Genomic DNA, 15,599 nt, shown 5'->3' with positions numbered 1-15,599 from the left:
GTCCTCTCAGGCGAAGGCGGGGGTGGGCCGGGGCTCGGTGTCGAGGGCGTCGGGCGGTCGACCGAGCGCCGGGTCGGCCGCGCCCCGGGCGGCGTGCCGGGCGAACAGCGTCCAGTTGGCGACGGTGAGCCCGCCGAGGAGCAGGCTGAAGCCGATCAGCGAGGCGAGCATCAGGCCCGGGTCGACGCCGGAGACGGCCCGCTCGGTGGGGAGCAGCCCGTACGCGGCCCAGGGCTGCCGGCCGACCTCGCGGGCGAGCCAGCCGAGGATCACCGCGCCGAAGGGCAGCGGCAGGGCGAGCAGGGTCAGCCAGAGCGGGAAGCGCAGTCGGATCGCCCAGTCCCGCCAGAGCAGCGGCAGCAGCAGCCAGACGCCACCCAGCAGGAAGCCGATCAGGATCATGAAGCCGAGCCCGACGCCGGAGAGCGCCGGCGGGGTGTAGTCACCCGGCCCGAACCGTGTGGTCCACTCGGCGATCCGGGCGTCGGCGGTCGGGCCGCCGTCGAACTTGGTCGGTTGGAACTCGCCGACCGGGCCGAACTGGGCGAAGCCGAAACCCTGCACCAGGCTGACCGCCAGGGCGGCGGTGACCAGCCCGATCCGCAGCCCGGTGCGGTGCAGGGCGAAGTCGGTGGTACGCCGCAGCAGGTGCCCGGCGCTGACCGCGGCCATCAGCATGCCACCGGTGAGCAGCCCGGCGGCGAGCACGTGGCCGAGGGCCATGCCGAGGGTCGGGTTGCGCAGCAGCGCCCCGAAGTCGGTGAGGTGGGCGACGCCGTCGCGTACCCGGTAGCCGACCGGGTGCTGGAGCCAGGCGTTCGCCACCATGATCCAGAAAGCGGAGGCGTACGCGGTGAGCGCGACCCCCCAGAGCAGCGCCAGGTGCACCCCGCGCCGCAGCCGGTGCCAGCCGAAGATCCACATGCCGAGGAACGTCGACTCCAGGAAGAACGCGACGAGCGTCTCGATCGCCAGTGGGGCGCCGAAGACGTTGCCGACGTAGCGCGACAGTCCGCTCCAGTTCAGCCCGAACTGGAACTCCATCAGGATGCCGCTGGCGATGCCGAGCACGTAGTTGATCACGTAGAGCTGCCCCCAGAACCGGGTCAGCCGTTCCCACCGCGGATTGCCGGTGACGAACCAGGTGGTCTGCATGCCGACCAGCAGGGTGACCAGCCCGAGGGTGACCACGACGAAGAGGAAGTGCAGGGAGGTGGTGGTGGCGAACTGCAGGCGTGCGAGGAGCAGGGTGTCCATGACCGCTCTCCAGGGGTTGGCTCGCTTTTCGTAGCGAGCCTACACGTAGCTTGTCTACCTATCGGGCCGCGTGTCGTCCCCGAACGGGACGGGTGCTACCGGGAGCGGGGTGTCAGCTCAGGAAGAGGGAGATCGGGAGCGCGGCCAGGGTGGTCGTCAGCGCCAACGCGGCGGCACCGAGCAGCCGGGGTGGCCGGTCGGCGACCAGCAGCCGCTGCACCCGGACGTCGAGGTCGCGGTCACCCATGCCCAGCGCGCCGGCCGGGGTGATCCGGTCACCGGCGGCGGCGAAGCGCCGCAACGCGCCCGCCAGCGGTGCCTCCGCATGCAGCGCACGCGCCTTGTCGTCGGCCCGCATCTCGACCAGCAGGGCCACCCGTTCGTGCGCGGCGCGGACCCACCGGAACCAGGGCAGCGCCCGCCGCAGCGCGGTGAACGGCAGCAGCACCAGATCGTGCCGCTCCTGGGCGTGCGCCCGCTCGTGGGCGAGCACCGCCGCCAGCTCGGCCCGGTCCAGCAGGCTGAGGGTGCCGGCGCTGACCACCACCCGGGGACGCACCCCGGGCAGGCAGTACGCGGCGGCGCGGGGATGGTCGAGCACCAGCGCGCCGGGAATCGTGGGATCCCGGCGGGCCACCAGGGTGAGCAGGTCCCGGTGCCGACGCTGGGCGCGGACGGTGGAGTGCACGCTGCGCACGGTGGTGGCGAGCAGCACCGCGCCGATGCCGAAGCCCACCCCGACCAGGGCCAGGTGGACGGCGGTCACCCCGGCCGGGAGGGTGCCGTGGCCGAGATCGTCGGCGAGGGCCAGCAGCGCCCCGCCGGTCGGGCGGTCGTACCCGGTCAGCCCGAGCGCCATCGGCAGGCCCATCGCGGACAGCCCGAGGGCCAGCCCGACCGCCTGCCAGCAGACGATCGCCACCCGGGGTGCCCGCCACGTCCAGGTGGAGGCGGCCAGGACCTGCGCGGTCAGCCAGCAGGCCAGCACCGCCCCGGCGAAGTGCACCGCGTACGCCATGGTGGCCGCCCTACCGGTCCGTCGCCTCGTCGGCGACCCTGGCCCGGCCGGTACGGGGTTCCACGAACTGGTCGGTCGACCCGGCCGACGCCGGCCCGGTCAGCCCCGCCTCCGCGCCGAGCGCTGCCCGCAGCACCTCGGCCTCGGTGCCGGTCACCGAGCGGGCGAAGCGCACCAGTGCGGCGTCCCGGCTGCCGCCGAGATCCAGGGCGTCGAGCATGAGCTGGGCGATGTGCGCCTCGCGGCTGGCGGCGGCCCGGTAGCGCCAGGCCCGCCCCTCGCGTCTGCGCTGCACCATGCCCTTGCCGGCGAGCCGGTCCAACACGGTCATCACCGTCGTGTACGCCAGCTCGCGCCCGTCCAACGCCTCGGCGACCTCGCGCACGGTCACCCCGTCCGACGTGCCCGGGACCACGTCCCAGAGCACGTCCATCACCGCCCGCTCAAGATCGCCCAACCGAGTCACCCGGCAATCCTACCCCCGGTAGTACGACCGGCTGTCGGACCTCCCGGCGGGCCGGTACCGCCCCACCGGGCCGTCGCGGCCACCGGTGCCGGCCCCGGTCACGGTCGACCGTCCGGTCGTCGCGCTGGCGGCGGGCCGTCGACCGCACCGGCGTGACCCGGCCGGTCACACCCCCTTGGGGTGCCAGACCGTCTTGGTCTCCAGCAGCGCGGTCATCCGGCCCAGGCCCGGGTCGCCCGTCCAGTCGTGGTCGGTCGGGGTCGGCCGGAGCACCCGCTTGAGGTTCTCCGCCGCCCGGGCCTCCAGGTCGGTCGCCAGCTCGGTGTCGGCCACCCCGGTCAGGTCGATCGCGTTGACGTCCAGGTGCGCGGCGAGCGTCGGCGCGGTCTCGGTGATCCGGCCGGTGAGCAGGTTGACCACCCCGCCGGGCAGGTCCGAGGTGGCCAGCACCTCGGCCAGGGTCACCGCCGCCAGCGGAGCCACCGGGGAGGCCGCCACCACCACCGTGTTGCCGGTGACGATGGCCGGGGCGATCACGCTGACCAGGCCGAGCAGCGCCGGGGACTCGGGGGCCACCACGGCCACCACCCCGGTCGGCTCGGGCGCGGAGAGGTTGAAGTACGGCCCGGCGACCGGGTTGGCGCCGCCGTACACCTGGGCGAGCTTGTCGGCCCAGCCGGCGTACCAGACCCAGCGGTCGACCGCCGCGTCCACCTCGTCGGCCGGGACGCCGAGGGCGACGAACTGCTCGCGGCGGCCCTCCAGCATCTCGGCGACGCGGTAGAGGATCTGACCCCGGTTGTACGCGGTCGCGCCGGCCCAGCCCTTGACGGCGGCGCGGGCGGCGACCACGGCGTCCCGCGCGTCCTTGCGGGAGGCCAGCGACACGTTCGCGTCCTGCACGAGATACGTCCGTCCCGACTCGCTGCGCGGGAACTTCCCGCCGATGAAGAGCTTGTACGTCTTGCGTACCGCGACCCGCTCAGACATTGAGGTACGCCTCCAGCCCGTGCCGGCCACCCTCGCGGCCGTAGCCCGACTCCTTGTAGCCGCCGAACGGCGACGTCGGGTCGAACTTGTTGAACGTGTTGGCCCAGACCACCCCGGCGCGCAGCCGGTCGGCGGTCCACAGGATGCGGGAACCCTTGTCGGTCCAGATCCCGGCCGACAGCCCGTACGGCGTGTTGTTGGCCTTCTCGACGGCCTCGGCCGGGGTGCGGAAGGTCAGCACGGACAGCACCGGGCCGAAGATCTCCTCGCGGGCCACCCGGTGCGCCTGGGTGACCCCGGTGAAGATGGTCGGCGCGAACCAGAACCCCCGCTCGGGCAGCTCGCACGGCGGCGACCAGCGCTGCGCGCCCTCGGCGGCCCCGGCGTCGGACAGCTCCCGGATGCGGGCGAGTTGGGCGGCCGAGTTGATCGCCCCGACGTCGGTGTTCTTGTCCAGCGGGTCGCCGACCCGCAGCAGCGCCATCCGCCGCTTGAGGGCGTCGAGCACCTGCTCGGCGACGTTCTCCTGGACCAGCAGCCGGGAGCCGGCGCAGCAGACGTGGCCCTGGTTGAAGAAGATGCCGTTGACGATCCCCTCGACGGCCTGGTCGATCGGCGCGTCGTCGTAGACGATGTTGGCGGCCTTGCCGCCCAGCTCCAGGGTGACCTTCTTGCCGGTGCCGGCCACCGACCGGGCGATGGCCTTGCCGACCTCGGTGGAGCCGGTGAAGGCGACCTTGTCCACGCCCGGGTGCTCCACCAGCGCCCGGCCGGTGTCGCCCGCGCCGGTGACGATGTTGACCACGCCGGGCGGCAGGTCGGCCTGCTGGCAGATCTCGGCGAACAGCAGCGCGGTCAGCGGGGTGGTCTCGGCGGGCTTGAGCACCACCGTGTTGCCGGCGGCCAGCGCCGGGGCGACCTTCCAGGCGAGCATGAGCAGCGGGAAGTTCCACGGGATGACCTGTGCGGCCACCCCGAGCGGTCGCGGGTCCGCGCCGCCGTGCCGGCTCGTCGACGGCCGGCCGAACCCGGCGTACGACAGCTTGTCGGCCCAGCCGGCGTAGTAGAAGAAGTGCGCGGCGACCAGCGGCAGGTCGACGTCCCGGGACTCCCGGATCGGCTTGCCGTTGTCCAGCGACTCCAGCACCGCCAGCTCACGGGAGCGTTCCTGGATGAGCCGGGCGATCCGGTAGAGGTACTTGGCCCGGTCCCGGCCCGGCATCGGACCCCAGACCTTGTCGTACGCCTTGCGGGCGGCGCGGACCGCCCGGTCGACGTCCTGCTCGCCGGCCCAGGTGACCTCGGCGAGCACCTCCTCGGTGGCCGGGTTGACCGTCTTGTCGAGGCTCTCGCCGTCGACGAACCTGCCATCGATGAACAGCCCGTAGGACGGCCTGATGTCGACGATCGCGCGCGACTCGGGCGCAGGGGCGTATTCGAACATCATGCTCAGTCCAGGGTGAAGTAGTCGGGACCGGAGTAGGTGCCGGTCGTCAGCTTGGTGCGCTGCATGAGCAGGTCGTTGAGCAGGCTGGACGCGCCGAACCGGAACCAGTCCGGGCTCAGCCAGTCGCCGCCGACGGTCTCGTTGACCATGACCAGGTACTTGATCGCGTCCTTGGTGTTCTTGATCCCGCCGGCCGGCTTGACGCCCACCTGCCGCCCGGTGGCGGCCCGGAAGTCGCGGACCGCCTCCAGCATCACCAGGGTCACCGGCAGGGTGGCGGCGACCGGGACCTTGCCGGTGGAGGTCTTGATGAAGTCGCCGCCGGCCAGCATCGCCAGCCAGGAGGCCCGCCGGACGTTGTCGTAGGTGGCCAGCTCGCCGGTCTCCAGGATCACCTTGAGGTGGGCCGCCGGACCGCCGTCGGCAGAGCCGCAGGCCTCTTTGACCGCCTTGATCTCGTCGTGGACCTCCTGGTAACGCCCGGCCAGGAACGCGCCCCGGTTGATCACCATGTCGATCTCGTCGGCCCCGGCGGCGACGGCCGCCCGGGTGTCGGCGAGCTTGACGTCCAACGGGGCCTGGCCGGACGGGAAGGCGGTCGCCACGCTGGCCAGGTGCACGGCGCTGCCGCGCAGCACCTCGGCCACGTGCGGCACCATCGCCGGGTAGACGCAGACCGCGCCGACGTGCGGGCAACCCGGGTCGGCCGGGTCCGGCCGCAGGGCCTTGGCGGCCAGGGCGCGGACCTTGCCCGGGGTGTCGGCCCCTTCCAGGGTGGTCAGGTCGACCATCCGGATGGCCAGGTCGATGGCCTGCGCCTTGGCGGTGGTCTTGATCGAGCGGGTGCCGAGCTGGGCGGCCCGCTGCTCCACGCCGACCTGGTCGACCCCGGGCAGGCCGTGCAGGAAAGCCCGTAGCGTGGTCTCGGATCGCCCCAGCTCGGACAGGTCCGACCGGGCCGACGTCGTTGTCGCCGTCATGCCCCGAATACTACGCAGCCGACTATCGGGTGATCCTGGTCACAGCTCCCCGGGTTGGCCGGTCGGTCCGGCCCGGCGGGGTGTCGTCGGGCGCGGGTGGCCCGAGGTGCCACGGCCACGGGCGAATCGGGGGTGAGCCACGTCGTCGCTCGCCGCGCACCCGTACTGCCGGCCGACCGGGACCGGTAGGTTGGGCGATCGTGGACGTACACGTCATTGACCACCCGCTCGCCCAGTCGCGGCTGACCGCCATGCGGGACGCCCGGACCGACTCGTCGTCGTTCCGGGCCGCGCTGCACGAACTCACCACCATGCTGGTGTACGAGGCCGCGCGCACCTTCCCGGTCGAGAAGTACCCGGTGCAGACCCCGGTCACCGGGGCCGAGGGCACCCGGCTGGCGAACCCGCCGCTGCTGGTGCCGGTGCTGCGGGCCGGCCTCGGGATGGCCGACGCGGCGCTCGGGCTGCTGCCGGAGTCGTCGATGGGCTTCGTCGGCCTGGCCCGCGACGAGGAGACGTACGAGCCGCGCGCCTACATGGAGTCGCTGCCCCGGGACCTGGCCGGGCTGCCGGTGCTGGTGCTCGACCCGATGCTCGCCACCGGCGGTTCGCTGGAGCACTGCTGCCGGCTGCTCGCCGACCGGGGCTGCACCGACATCACCGTGCTCTGCGTGCTCGCCGCACCGGTCGGCATCGCCCGCCTGGAGCGGTCGGGGCTGCCGCTGCGGCTGGTCACCGCGTCGATCGACCAGGGGCTGAACGACCACATGTTCATCGTCCCGGGGCTCGGCGACGCCGGTGACCGGCAGTTCGGCGGCATGCCCCGCTTCTGACCGACAGCCCCGCTCCGGCCCGCACGCACCGGCCTGGCCCGCACGCACCGCTCTGGCCGACACGCACCGGCCCGACCTGCGGGAACACCCGGTCAGCCGGTGGGCGGCGGGGGGAGCGGTACGGGCGGCGCGCGGGGCCGCCTTCCCACGGAGAGCGAGTCGGGGAGCGCGGTGTGCGTTCAGGCGCTACCGTCTCGGGCCATGACTGGTGTTGCGCTGGCCGAGGAGTTGCTGCTCCTCGCGTATGACGATGAGTCCGGCAAGGCGACCATGCCCCGGATCGGACTCGACCTGGGGATGGCCGCCGCCGTCCTGGTCGAGCTGGCCCTCGCCGGCCGGATCGCGTACGTCGACGGGAACCTGGCGGTGACCGACCCGACGCCGGTCGGCGAGCCGATCCTGGACGGGGTGCTGGGCCGGCTGGCCGCCGACACCCCGCACAGCCCCTCCTCCTGGGTGCAGCGGCTGCGGCACGGCCTGCGCGACCGCATCCTCGGCGACCTCGTCGAGCGGGGTGTGGTGCGCGACGTCGAGGAGACCGAGCTGGACTTCATCGTGGTGCACCGCTACCCGACCACGGACCCGTCGGTGGAGCAGGACAGCCGCCGTCGGCTGGCCGAGGCGCTGGCCGGCGAGCAGCTCCCCGACGAGCGGACGGCAGCGCTGGCCACGCTGGTGGCGGTGCTGCGGATGGAGCCGGCGCTCGGCCTGACCGGCACCGCCGCGCAGGACGCCCGGCGGCGGCTGGAGGAGATCGCCGGCGGGGCCGGCTTCTCCGGCACGATCAGCCTGGAGGAGTCGGTGGTCCGCCCCTCGGTGGCCCTGGTCGTCACCGCCCTCGGCCAGGCCGTCGACCACGCCCTCGGCAAGCGCGCGGTCGGCTGATCCTGGCCGCCGCCACACGCGGCCCCGACGGGTTGCCCGGGAGCCTCGCAGTTTCCTGGTTGTAGTGGCATCCACCCCGCTCGGATGCCACTACAACCAGGAAACTGAGTTGATCATGCCGCGCGGAGTGCGTGCGGCGGTGTGAGATGGCGAGGGCAGCGGCGGTCCCGGTGCGCAGGGCATGCGGGCCGGGATCAGCAGGCGCACCGTGGGCTGACCGGACCGCCGTCAGTGGGCCGGACCGCCGTCAGTGGGTGAGCCGGTGGGCCTTCAGGTCGGTGACGAAGGCGGACCAGGCGGTGGGTGGGACGGTGAGGGCGGGGCCGGTCGGGTCCTTGCTGTCCCGGATGCCGATGATGCCGGGGAGGTTGTCGGCCACCTCGACGCACTCGCCGCCGTTGGTGCCGCTGCGGGTGCTGGTGCGCCAGCGGGCGCCGGTCAGGTCACTCATGGCATTCTCCCCGGATCGCATCGATCAGCTCGGCCGATTGTCCCGCGTCGAGGGCGAGGGAATCCAGCCCCTTCCATACCCTTTCGTAGGCGGCGATCTCCGCCGGCTGGTCGAGGTAGAGCGCGCCGGTGAGCCCTTCGACGTAGACGGTCGGTGGCTCGCTCGGGTTGCCGAGTGCCGAGGGTGGGAAGTCGAGCAGCACGAAGGTGCCGGCCTCGGCGGCCAGCGGTGGCCCGGCGGCCAGCGGCAGCACCCGGACGGTGATGTTGTGCCGCTCGCCGACGGCCAGCAGGTGCCGGAGCTGGTCGGCCATCACCGACCGGCCCGGCACCGGGCGGCGCAGCACCGCCTCGCTGAGGATCACCGTCAGCGTGGGGGCCGGTGGGAGTCGCCGGGCCAGCAGCCCCTGCCGCTGGATGCGAAGGCTGACGATCTTGCTCCGCTCATCCTCGCCCAGTTCGGGCCGGTTGTGCTGGAAGAGCGCGGTGGCGTAGCCGGGAGTCTGCAGCAGCCCCGGCACCAGCTCGGCGTTGTAGTAGCGAATGCTGCTGGCGACGTTCTCCAGGCCGACGTAGAGCGAGAACCAGGACGGTACGGCGCTGCCGTGCGCGTGCCACCACCCCTCGGTCCGGCTCACCTCGGCCAGCCCGAGCAGCACGCTCGCCTGGTCGGGGGTGGCCCGGTAGAGCTCGCAGAGCACCCGGACGTCCGGCATCTTGGCAGGGGTCACGCCCCGCTCGATGCGCCAGAGCTTCTGCCGGGAGCAGTCCAGCTCGCCGGCAGCGGCTTCGATGCTGACGTGGGCGTCCTCCCGGAGCTGGGTGAGCAGCCTGCCGAGCTGCCGTCGCGGCACTGTCGAACTGTTTGTTTCACGCACCGTGCAACACCTTTCCGTCCAGAATGAAACAACGGTCCGCCGCCGATGCAACATCACGAAAAATGCATCCCGGTGGCGTCGGATAAATGGTGAGAGCGATGCGCTGATGCTAATCGTGCGAGCGTATCGTCAGCAAGAGATGGCACCAGGTGACATTCGGTGGGCGTGGCGGTTCGACGTGATCGATCCCCACCGCCGGGGTGCCGGTCGAGCAGGGCGGCCAGGCAGCCGCCCGAACCGCCCCACCGACGCTCTCCCCACCCCACCTGCCGAGCCCCCACCGCCAATTTGCCCGCCCGCCCGGATGCGGGTTGCGGGGGAGGCGCGCAATTTCATGGTTGTAGTGGCATCCGAGCGGGATGGATGCCACTACAACCATGAAATTGAGTTGATCATGCAGCGCGAGTGCGCGGCGGGAAATGTAGCGGGGCGCGCGGTGGGACACGCCGCCCGGACACGCGGCGGGGTGTGTGGCGGGGGCGGGATCAGATGCCGAGGGCGGTGGCGACCTCGGTGCGCAGGGTGGTGAGCGCCGTCGCCGCGCGGGTGCGGGCCGCCGGCACGTCCCCGTCCGCGACCGGCTCCACCACCTCCAGGTACGCCTTGAGCTTCGGCTCGGTGCCCGAGGGGCGGATCACCACCCGGGCCGCGGCGGTCCGCAGGATCACCACGTCGGCGGCGGGCAGCAGGTCCTGCGCCCCGGTGACCGGCGCACCGAGCAGCATGGTCGGGGTGGCCGCCCGGACCCGGGCCATCGCGTCGGCGATGATCCGCAGGTCGTCCACCCGGACCGAGAGCTGGTCGGTGTGGTGCACGCCGAACTCGGCGGCCAGCTCGTCCAGCCGGTCGGTCAGGGTGCGCCCCTGCGCCTTCAGCCCCGCGGCCAGCTCGGCGATGGTCAGCGCGGCGGTGATGCCGTCCTTGTCCCGCACGTGCCCGGGGGCCACGCAGTAGCCCAACGCCTCCTCGTAGCCGTACGCCAGGGGCGACGTCCCACCCCCGGCCCGGACGATCCACTTGAACCCGGTCAACGTCTCGTCGTACGCCCGGCCCCGGGCCGCACACATCGCCCGGAGCAGGGACGACGACACGATCGTGGTGGCGTACAGGCCGTCGACGCCCCGCCGCATCAGGTGGTCGGCGAGCAGCACCCCCACCTCGTCTCCGCGCAACATCCGCCAGCCCGTTCCGGCACCCGCCACCCCCGTTCCGGCACCCGCCACCCCCGTTCCGGCACCCGCCACCCCCGTCCCGGCACCCGAGGGCACCGGCTCGCGGACCACCACCGCGCAGCGGTCGGCGTCCGGGTCGTTGGCGATGGCCAGGTCGGCGTCGGTGGCCCGGGCGAGGGCGACCAGCCGGTCCACCGCGCCGGGCTCCTCCGGGTTGGGGAAGCTGACGGTGGGGAAGGCCGGGTCCGGTTCTGCCTGGTCGGGCACCACCCCGGGCACCGGGAAACCGGCCCGCGCGAAGGTCGCGGTCAGCACCGCCGCCCCCACCCCGTGCAACGGGGTGTACGCCACCCGCAGGTCACGCGGCCCGCCCGGGTCGATCACCGTGACGGCCCGCTCCACGTACGCGGCGACGAGGTCGTCGCCGAGCACCTGGCCGGGCAGCCCCAGCGGCACCTGCGCCAGCGGACCGACCGCGCGGATGGCCGCCTCGATGCCGGCGTCGGCGGGCGGCACGATCTGTGCCCCCGCGCCGAGCGCCCCACCGAGCTGGGCACCCAGGTAGACCTTGTAGCCGTTGTCCTGCGGCGGGTTGTGGCTGGCCGTCACCATCACCCCGGCCACCCCGCCGAGTCTGCGCACCGCGTACGCCAGCACGGGGGTGGGCAGCGGCCGGGGCAGCAGCAGCGCCGGCCGGCCGGCACCGGTGGCGACCTGGGCGGTGCGCTCGGCGAACTCCCGGGAACCGTGCCGGGCGTCGTACCCGATGACCAGCGGACCTTCACCGCCCTCGGCGGCGAGCCAGCCGACCAGCCCGGCCGCCGCCCGGGTGACCACCGCGAGGTTCATGCCGTTCGGCCCGGCGCGCAGCGGGCCGCGCAACCCGGCCGTGCCGAAGGTCAGCGGGCCGGCGAACCGGTCGGCCAGCTCCGGCGCGCTGGCCGGCAGCCGGTCGAGCACGGCCCGCAGCTCGTCCCGGCTGGCCGGGTCGGGGTCGTCGTCGAGCCAGCGCCGGGCCTGGTCGCGCATCCGGTCGAGATCAGTGCTTTCCGCCACCATGCCCCTTGATAGCACGACGGCGGATCACCGGGTCCGGTCGACCCGGATCACCCCGCCGGACGACCCGGCTCAGCTCGCCCCGGTGAGCTGGAACGACTTGACCATCTCGTCGAAGATCGGCCGGCTCTCGGCGAACTTGGCATCGGTGGCGGAGAGGTAGAACGAGTAGACCTTCCCCTCGTGCACCACCCCGCGCCACACGCCGTGCCGCTTGTCGTCGCCCTCGCCGCAGGTGTACTCGAACTCGGCGGCCGACTTGCCGGCCAGCTCCTTCTCACCCATCGCCAGCTGCTCGTAGGGCTTGGGGCAGGAGCTCGTCCGGTTCTGCAGGCCGTTCTCCGCGACCTCGGCCCACCGGGTCGAGGAGCCGCCGAACTTCTCGGTGAGGATACGCACCTTGCGCCCCTTGTCCTGCGGGTCGACGTAGTCGATGTAGACCCCGCCGGTCGCCCGCTGCCAGCCCTTCGGCACGTTCACCCGGATGCCCCGGGCGCTGTGCTCCTGCATCGGCGGTAGCGCGCCGCCACCGGCGGCCGGCGTGCTCGGGCCGGCCTGCGGGGGCGGTGTCTGCTCGGGGTCGCCGCCGCCGAACAGCGCGAACGCGCCGATCAGCAGCACCACGGCTAGGCCGCCGGCCGCCGCGAGCTGCAGCTTGCGCGGCCAGCTCCGCACCGTGCCGACGAGTCGACCGCCGGTGCCCTTCGCCCGGCCGAGCGCGCCACCGTCCGCCCCGCCCGGCGGCGGGGGTGGCGACGTCCAGGACTGACCGGTGCCGGGGATGGACCACTGCCCGCCGTACACCGCCTGGGTCTGCTCGGAGTTGCCGCCACCGCCGTAGATGGCCTGGGTCGGCTCCGCCGCCCCGTAGGCGGGCCGGGTCGACTCGGTGCCCGAGCCGATCCGTTGGGTGGCGTCCGGGCGCCCGCCGATGCGCTGGGTGGCGTCGGCGGTGCCGCCGCCGATCCGCTGGGTGGCCTCCGGCGCGCCGCCCGGGGTGATCCGCTGGGTGGCCTCGGTGGTGCCACCGTACGTCCCGGCGGTCGGGCGGGTCGGCAGCGCGTCGGCGGTGGAGCCGCCAGAGGCCGGCATCGCGCCGGTCGGAGTGTGCAGCGGGCCGGCGAGGGCGTCGGCGCTGGTGTCGTCGAGGTTGGCGGCGGGGGTCACCACCGGCTTGGGCCGCTCACCCCGGCGCAGCTTCGCCAGCCGGTCGGTCAGCGACTCACCGGCGGCCAGCATCGCCCGGCCGCCGATCTGCCCGCTCGGCTTCGGCTCGGCCGGCGGTGCGGCGATGGCCGGCAACGTCGACGGACGCTGCACCGGCACCACCGAGTACGGGTCGGTGATCGAGTTGACCGCGGTCGCCGTGCTGGTCAGCGGGCCGGCGAGCAGCTCGCGCAGCATCGCCCGCGCGGTGTGCACGTCCAGCCGGCGGGCCGGGTCCTTCTCCAGCAGGCCCATCAGCACCCGGGTCAGCGGGCCGCTGCGCTGCGGGGCGGCCGGCGGGTCCTCGACCACCGCGTGCATCGTCTCGATCGGGTCGCCCTTGTCGAACGGGGGACGCCCCTCGACGGCCGTGTAGAGCGTCACGCCGAGCGAGAACAGGTCACTGGGCGGGCCGAAATCCTGCCCCATGGCGCGCTCGGGGGAGATGAAGTGCGGCGAGCCGAGCACCATCCCGGGGGTGGTGAGCTGGACGTCGGTGGGCATCCGGGCCACCCCGAAGTCGGTCAGCACGCAGCGGCCGTCGGTGCAGATCAGCACGTTGGCCGGCTTGACATCGCGGTGCAGCACCCCGTTGGCGTGCGCGACCTCCAGCGCGCCGAGCAGCGCGATGCCGATCTTGGCGACCGCCCGGCCGGCCACCGGGCCGTCCTCGATCACCATGTCGGCGAGGCTGCGGGCGTCCAGCAGCTCCATCACGATCCACGGCCGGCCACCCTCGGTGACCACGTCGTACACCTGGACCACGGCCGGGTGCTGGATCGCGGCGGCGGCGCGGGCCTCGCGCAGGGTGCGTTCGTACATCGCGTCCCGGTCGCTGGGGGCCAGCCCCGGCGGCAGGACCACCTCCTTGACCGCCACGTCACGCCGCAGCAGGGTGTCTGTCGCCCGCCAGACCGTGCCCATGCCGCCGTTGCCCACCGAGGAGCGCAGCGAGTACCGGCCACCGATGATGGTGCCGGGTGCCGCGCGTCCGTTGGGGGGACTCACTGGTCCGCCGCTCCACGTCGGGATCTGAGTCACAGAAAAGCCACCGGGAAAGTCGAGGGGGCTGGGACACAACCTCTCTATCTTGCTGGTTCCGACGCCCGATGCGAAACCCGACGCGGCGGACCTTTGTCCTACCCGACGGTACCGACCGCGTCGCCGAACCGTGTGTACCTGGCCGTTCACCTCCCGTCGACCGATGCCGAACCGAGATGTGCGGCATCCCTCACCACGCCGGCGACGGCCCCGCGTCCTACCATCCGTGGATGAGCGATGCGCGGGTGAGCGAGTCGGGGTTCCCGGTCAAGGGCGTCTACACGGCCGCCGACCTCCCCCCGGAGCTCGACTCCCGGCTCGGCGAGCCGGGCGGGTACCCGTACACCCGGGGGGTCTACCCGACGATGTACACCGCCCGGCCGTGGACGATGCGGCAGTACGCCGGCTTCGGCACCGCCACCGAGTCCAACGCGCGCTACCACCAGCTGCTGGAGGCCGGCACGATGGGCCTCTCGGTCGCCTTCGACCTGCCCACCCAGATGGGGTACGACTCCGACGACGCCATCGCGCACGGCGAGGTGGGCAAGGTCGGGGTGGCGATCGACTCCATCGAGGACATGCGGCTGCTCCTCGCCGGCATCCCGCTGGACCGGGTCTCCACCTCGATGACCATCAACGCCCCCGGCTCGGTGCTGCTGCTGCTCTACCAGCTCGTCGCCGAGGAGAACGGCCTGCCGGGTTCGGCGCTCAACGGCACCATCCAGAACGACATCCTCAAGGAGTACATCGCCCGGGGGACGTACATCTTCCCGCCGAAACCGTCGCTGCGGCTGGTGGCCGACACCTTCGCCTACTGCCGCAAGGAGGTGCCGAAGTGGAACACCATCTCCATCTCCGGCTACCACATGGCCGAGGCCGGCGCGACGCCCGCGCAGGAGATCGCGTTCACCCTGGCCAACGGGGTGGAGTACGTCCGGGCCGCGCTGGCCGCCGGGCTGGCGGTGGACGACTTCGCCCCCCGGCTGTCGTTCTTCTTCGTCGCCCGCACGACGCTGCTGGAGGAGGTGGCGAAGTTCCGCGCCGCCCGGCGGATCTGGGCCCGGCTGATGCGCGACGACTTCGGCGCGAAGGATCCGAAGTCGATGATGCTGCGGTTCCACACCCAGACGGCGGGGGTGCAGCTCACCGCCCAGCAGCCCGAGGTGAACCTGGTACGGGTGGCGATCCAGGGGCTCGGCGCGGTGCTCGGCGGCACCCAGTCGCTGCACACCAACAGCTTCGACGAGGCGATCGCGCTGCCCACCGAGAAGGCCGCCCGGCTGGCGCTGCGCACCCAGCAGGTGCTGGCGTACGAGACGGACCTGACCGCCACCGTCGACCCGTTCGCCGGGTCGTACGTGGTGGAGGCGATGACCGCGGAGCTCGAGGCGGCGGTGAACGGCCTGATGGACCGGGTCTTCGACCACGGTTCGGCGGTGGACGCGATCGAGGCCGGGTTCCAGAAGCGGGAGATCGAGCAGTCCGCGTACCGGTTCGCCCAGCAGATCGACGCGGGGGAGCGGGTGGTGGTCGGGCTGAACCGCTTCCGGATCGACACCGAGGAGCCGTACGAGCCGCTACGGGTGGACCCGGCGATCGAGGCGGCGCAGGCGGAGCGCCTGGCCCGGCTGCGGGCCGGGCGGGATCCGGCGGCGGTCGAGCGCGCCCTCGCCGAGCTGCGGACCGCCGCCGAGGGGGACGGGAACGTGCTCTACCCGATGCGGGAGGCGCTGCGGGCCCGGGCCACCGTGGGTGAGGTCTGCGGGACGCTGCGCCAGGTCTGGGGGACGTACCGCCCGAGCGACAGCTTCTGATCCGACCCGACCGGCCCACCGGTGGGGAGCTACGTTCGGTGACAGCCCACGCCGGCGACGGTCGTGGCGCCGCCCGGGTGGGCGGTGGTCCCGCCCACCGGGGCGT

The 15,599-nt window shown here is 73.2% G+C and carries 13 protein-coding genes; 3 read left to right on the top strand and 10 right to left on the bottom strand.

Annotated features, from left to right (window positions below):
• Positions 1-6: 6 nt before the first annotated feature.
• The 6 genes from GA0070623_RS14285 to deoC form a co-directional block, all read right to left on the bottom strand.
• Entirely contained in the window at positions 7-1,257 is a 1,251-nt protein-coding gene (locus GA0070623_RS14285; protein ID WP_067304698.1) for a cytochrome ubiquinol oxidase subunit I, read from the bottom strand.
• A gap of 112 nt (positions 1,258-1,369) precedes the next feature.
• A complete protein-coding gene (locus GA0070623_RS14280) occupies positions 1,370-2,275 on the bottom strand; it encodes a M56 family metallopeptidase (protein WP_067304694.1) in 906 nt (301 codons plus the stop codon).
• Between the two features lie 10 nt (positions 2,276-2,285).
• A complete protein-coding gene (locus GA0070623_RS14275) occupies positions 2,286-2,741 on the bottom strand; it encodes a BlaI/MecI/CopY family transcriptional regulator (RefSeq protein WP_067304691.1) in 456 nt (151 codons plus the stop codon).
• A gap of 165 nt (positions 2,742-2,906) precedes the next feature.
• Positions 2,907-3,731 carry an aldehyde dehydrogenase family protein gene (locus GA0070623_RS14270; RefSeq protein ID WP_067304688.1) on the bottom strand — a complete coding sequence of 275 codons (825 nt, stop codon included), beginning with the start codon at positions 3,729-3,731 and terminating at the stop codon, positions 2,907-2,909.
• On the bottom strand, positions 3,724-5,175 hold the full coding sequence (locus GA0070623_RS14265; RefSeq protein ID WP_067304747.1) for an aldehyde dehydrogenase family protein: 1,452 nt from the start codon (positions 5,173-5,175) through the stop codon (positions 3,724-3,726). The genes GA0070623_RS14270 and GA0070623_RS14265 overlap by 8 nt, the downstream gene beginning before the upstream one ends.
• Positions 5,176-5,180: 5 nt before the next feature.
• A complete protein-coding gene (deoC, locus tag GA0070623_RS14260; RefSeq protein WP_067304684.1) occupies positions 5,181-6,158 on the bottom strand; it encodes a deoxyribose-phosphate aldolase in 978 nt (325 codons plus the stop codon).
• Between the two features lie 200 nt (positions 6,159-6,358).
• Here deoC and upp point away from each other — a divergent pair, with 200 nt between their 5' ends.
• Together upp and GA0070623_RS14250 are read left to right on the top strand one after the other, a co-directional pair.
• Complete coding sequence (gene upp, locus GA0070623_RS14255; protein ID WP_067304681.1) at positions 6,359-6,991, top strand: uracil phosphoribosyltransferase; 633 nt, start codon at positions 6,359-6,361, stop codon at positions 6,989-6,991.
• A gap of 201 nt (positions 6,992-7,192) precedes the next feature.
• On the top strand, positions 7,193-7,876 hold the full coding sequence (locus GA0070623_RS14250; protein ID WP_067304678.1) for a GOLPH3/VPS74 family protein: 684 nt from the start codon (positions 7,193-7,195) through the stop codon (positions 7,874-7,876).
• A gap of 247 nt (positions 7,877-8,123) precedes the next feature.
• Here GA0070623_RS14250 and GA0070623_RS14245 read toward each other — a convergent pair whose 3' ends face one another.
• From GA0070623_RS14245 to GA0070623_RS14230, 4 genes are all read right to left on the bottom strand, one after another.
• Positions 8,124-8,327, bottom strand: coding sequence for a DUF397 domain-containing protein (locus tag GA0070623_RS14245; RefSeq protein WP_067304676.1), 204 nt, complete (start codon positions 8,325-8,327; stop codon positions 8,124-8,126).
• Positions 8,320-9,204, bottom strand: a complete 885-nt coding sequence (locus GA0070623_RS14240; protein ID WP_067304673.1) for a helix-turn-helix domain-containing protein — start codon at positions 9,202-9,204, stop codon at positions 8,320-8,322. Before GA0070623_RS14240 ends, GA0070623_RS14245 begins: the two co-directional genes overlap by 8 nt.
• Before the next feature lie 485 nt (positions 9,205-9,689).
• Complete coding sequence (locus GA0070623_RS14235) at positions 9,690-11,435, bottom strand: phospho-sugar mutase (RefSeq protein ID WP_067304670.1); 1,746 nt, start codon at positions 11,433-11,435, stop codon at positions 9,690-9,692.
• A gap of 69 nt (positions 11,436-11,504) precedes the next feature.
• Positions 11,505-13,679: a serine/threonine-protein kinase gene (locus tag GA0070623_RS14230; RefSeq protein ID WP_067304667.1), complete on the bottom strand. Its 2,175-nt coding sequence runs from the start codon at positions 13,677-13,679 to the stop codon at positions 11,505-11,507.
• Between the two features lie 230 nt (positions 13,680-13,909).
• On the opposite strand from GA0070623_RS14230, the gene GA0070623_RS14225 reads away from it, so the two are divergent.
• Positions 13,910-15,493, top strand: coding sequence for an acyl-CoA mutase large subunit family protein (locus GA0070623_RS14225; protein WP_067304745.1), 1,584 nt, complete (start codon positions 13,910-13,912; stop codon positions 15,491-15,493).
• Positions 15,494-15,599: the final 106 nt, after the last annotated feature.

Origin of the sequence: Micromonospora rifamycinica (assembly GCF_900090265.1) — a bacterium.
Lineage (GTDB): Bacteria > Actinomycetota > Actinomycetes > Mycobacteriales > Micromonosporaceae > Micromonospora > Micromonospora rifamycinica.
The sequence above is the reverse complement of the archived record's forward strand: the minus strand, read 5'-3'. Positions and strand labels throughout refer to the sequence as shown.

Excerpts from the sequence above, each read along its gene's own strand:
- GA0070623_RS14285 (WP_067304698.1), bottom strand. The coding sequence starts at position 1,257 with ATGGACACCCTGCTCCTCGCACGCCTGCAGTTCGCCACCACCACCTCC.
- GA0070623_RS14225 (WP_067304745.1), top strand. The coding sequence starts at position 13,910 with ATGAGCGATGCGCGGGTGAGCGAGTCGGGGTTCCCGGTCAAGGGCGTC.
- deoC (WP_067304684.1), bottom strand. The coding sequence starts at position 6,158 with ATGACGGCGACAACGACGTCGGCCCGGTCGGACCTGTCCGAGCTGGGG.
- GA0070623_RS14245 (WP_067304676.1), bottom strand. The coding sequence starts at position 8,327 with ATGAGTGACCTGACCGGCGCCCGCTGGCGCACCAGCACCCGCAGCGGC.
- GA0070623_RS14250 (WP_067304678.1), top strand. The coding sequence starts at position 7,193 with ATGACTGGTGTTGCGCTGGCCGAGGAGTTGCTGCTCCTCGCGTATGAC.
- GA0070623_RS14235 (WP_067304670.1), bottom strand. The coding sequence starts at position 11,435 with ATGGTGGCGGAAAGCACTGATCTCGACCGGATGCGCGACCAGGCCCGG.
- GA0070623_RS14270 (WP_067304688.1), bottom strand. The coding sequence starts at position 3,731 with ATGTCTGAGCGGGTCGCGGTACGCAAGACGTACAAGCTCTTCATCGGC.
- GA0070623_RS14280 (WP_067304694.1), bottom strand. The coding sequence starts at position 2,275 with ATGGCGTACGCGGTGCACTTCGCCGGGGCGGTGCTGGCCTGCTGGCTG.
- GA0070623_RS14265 (WP_067304747.1), bottom strand. The coding sequence starts at position 5,175 with ATGTTCGAATACGCCCCTGCGCCCGAGTCGCGCGCGATCGTCGACATC.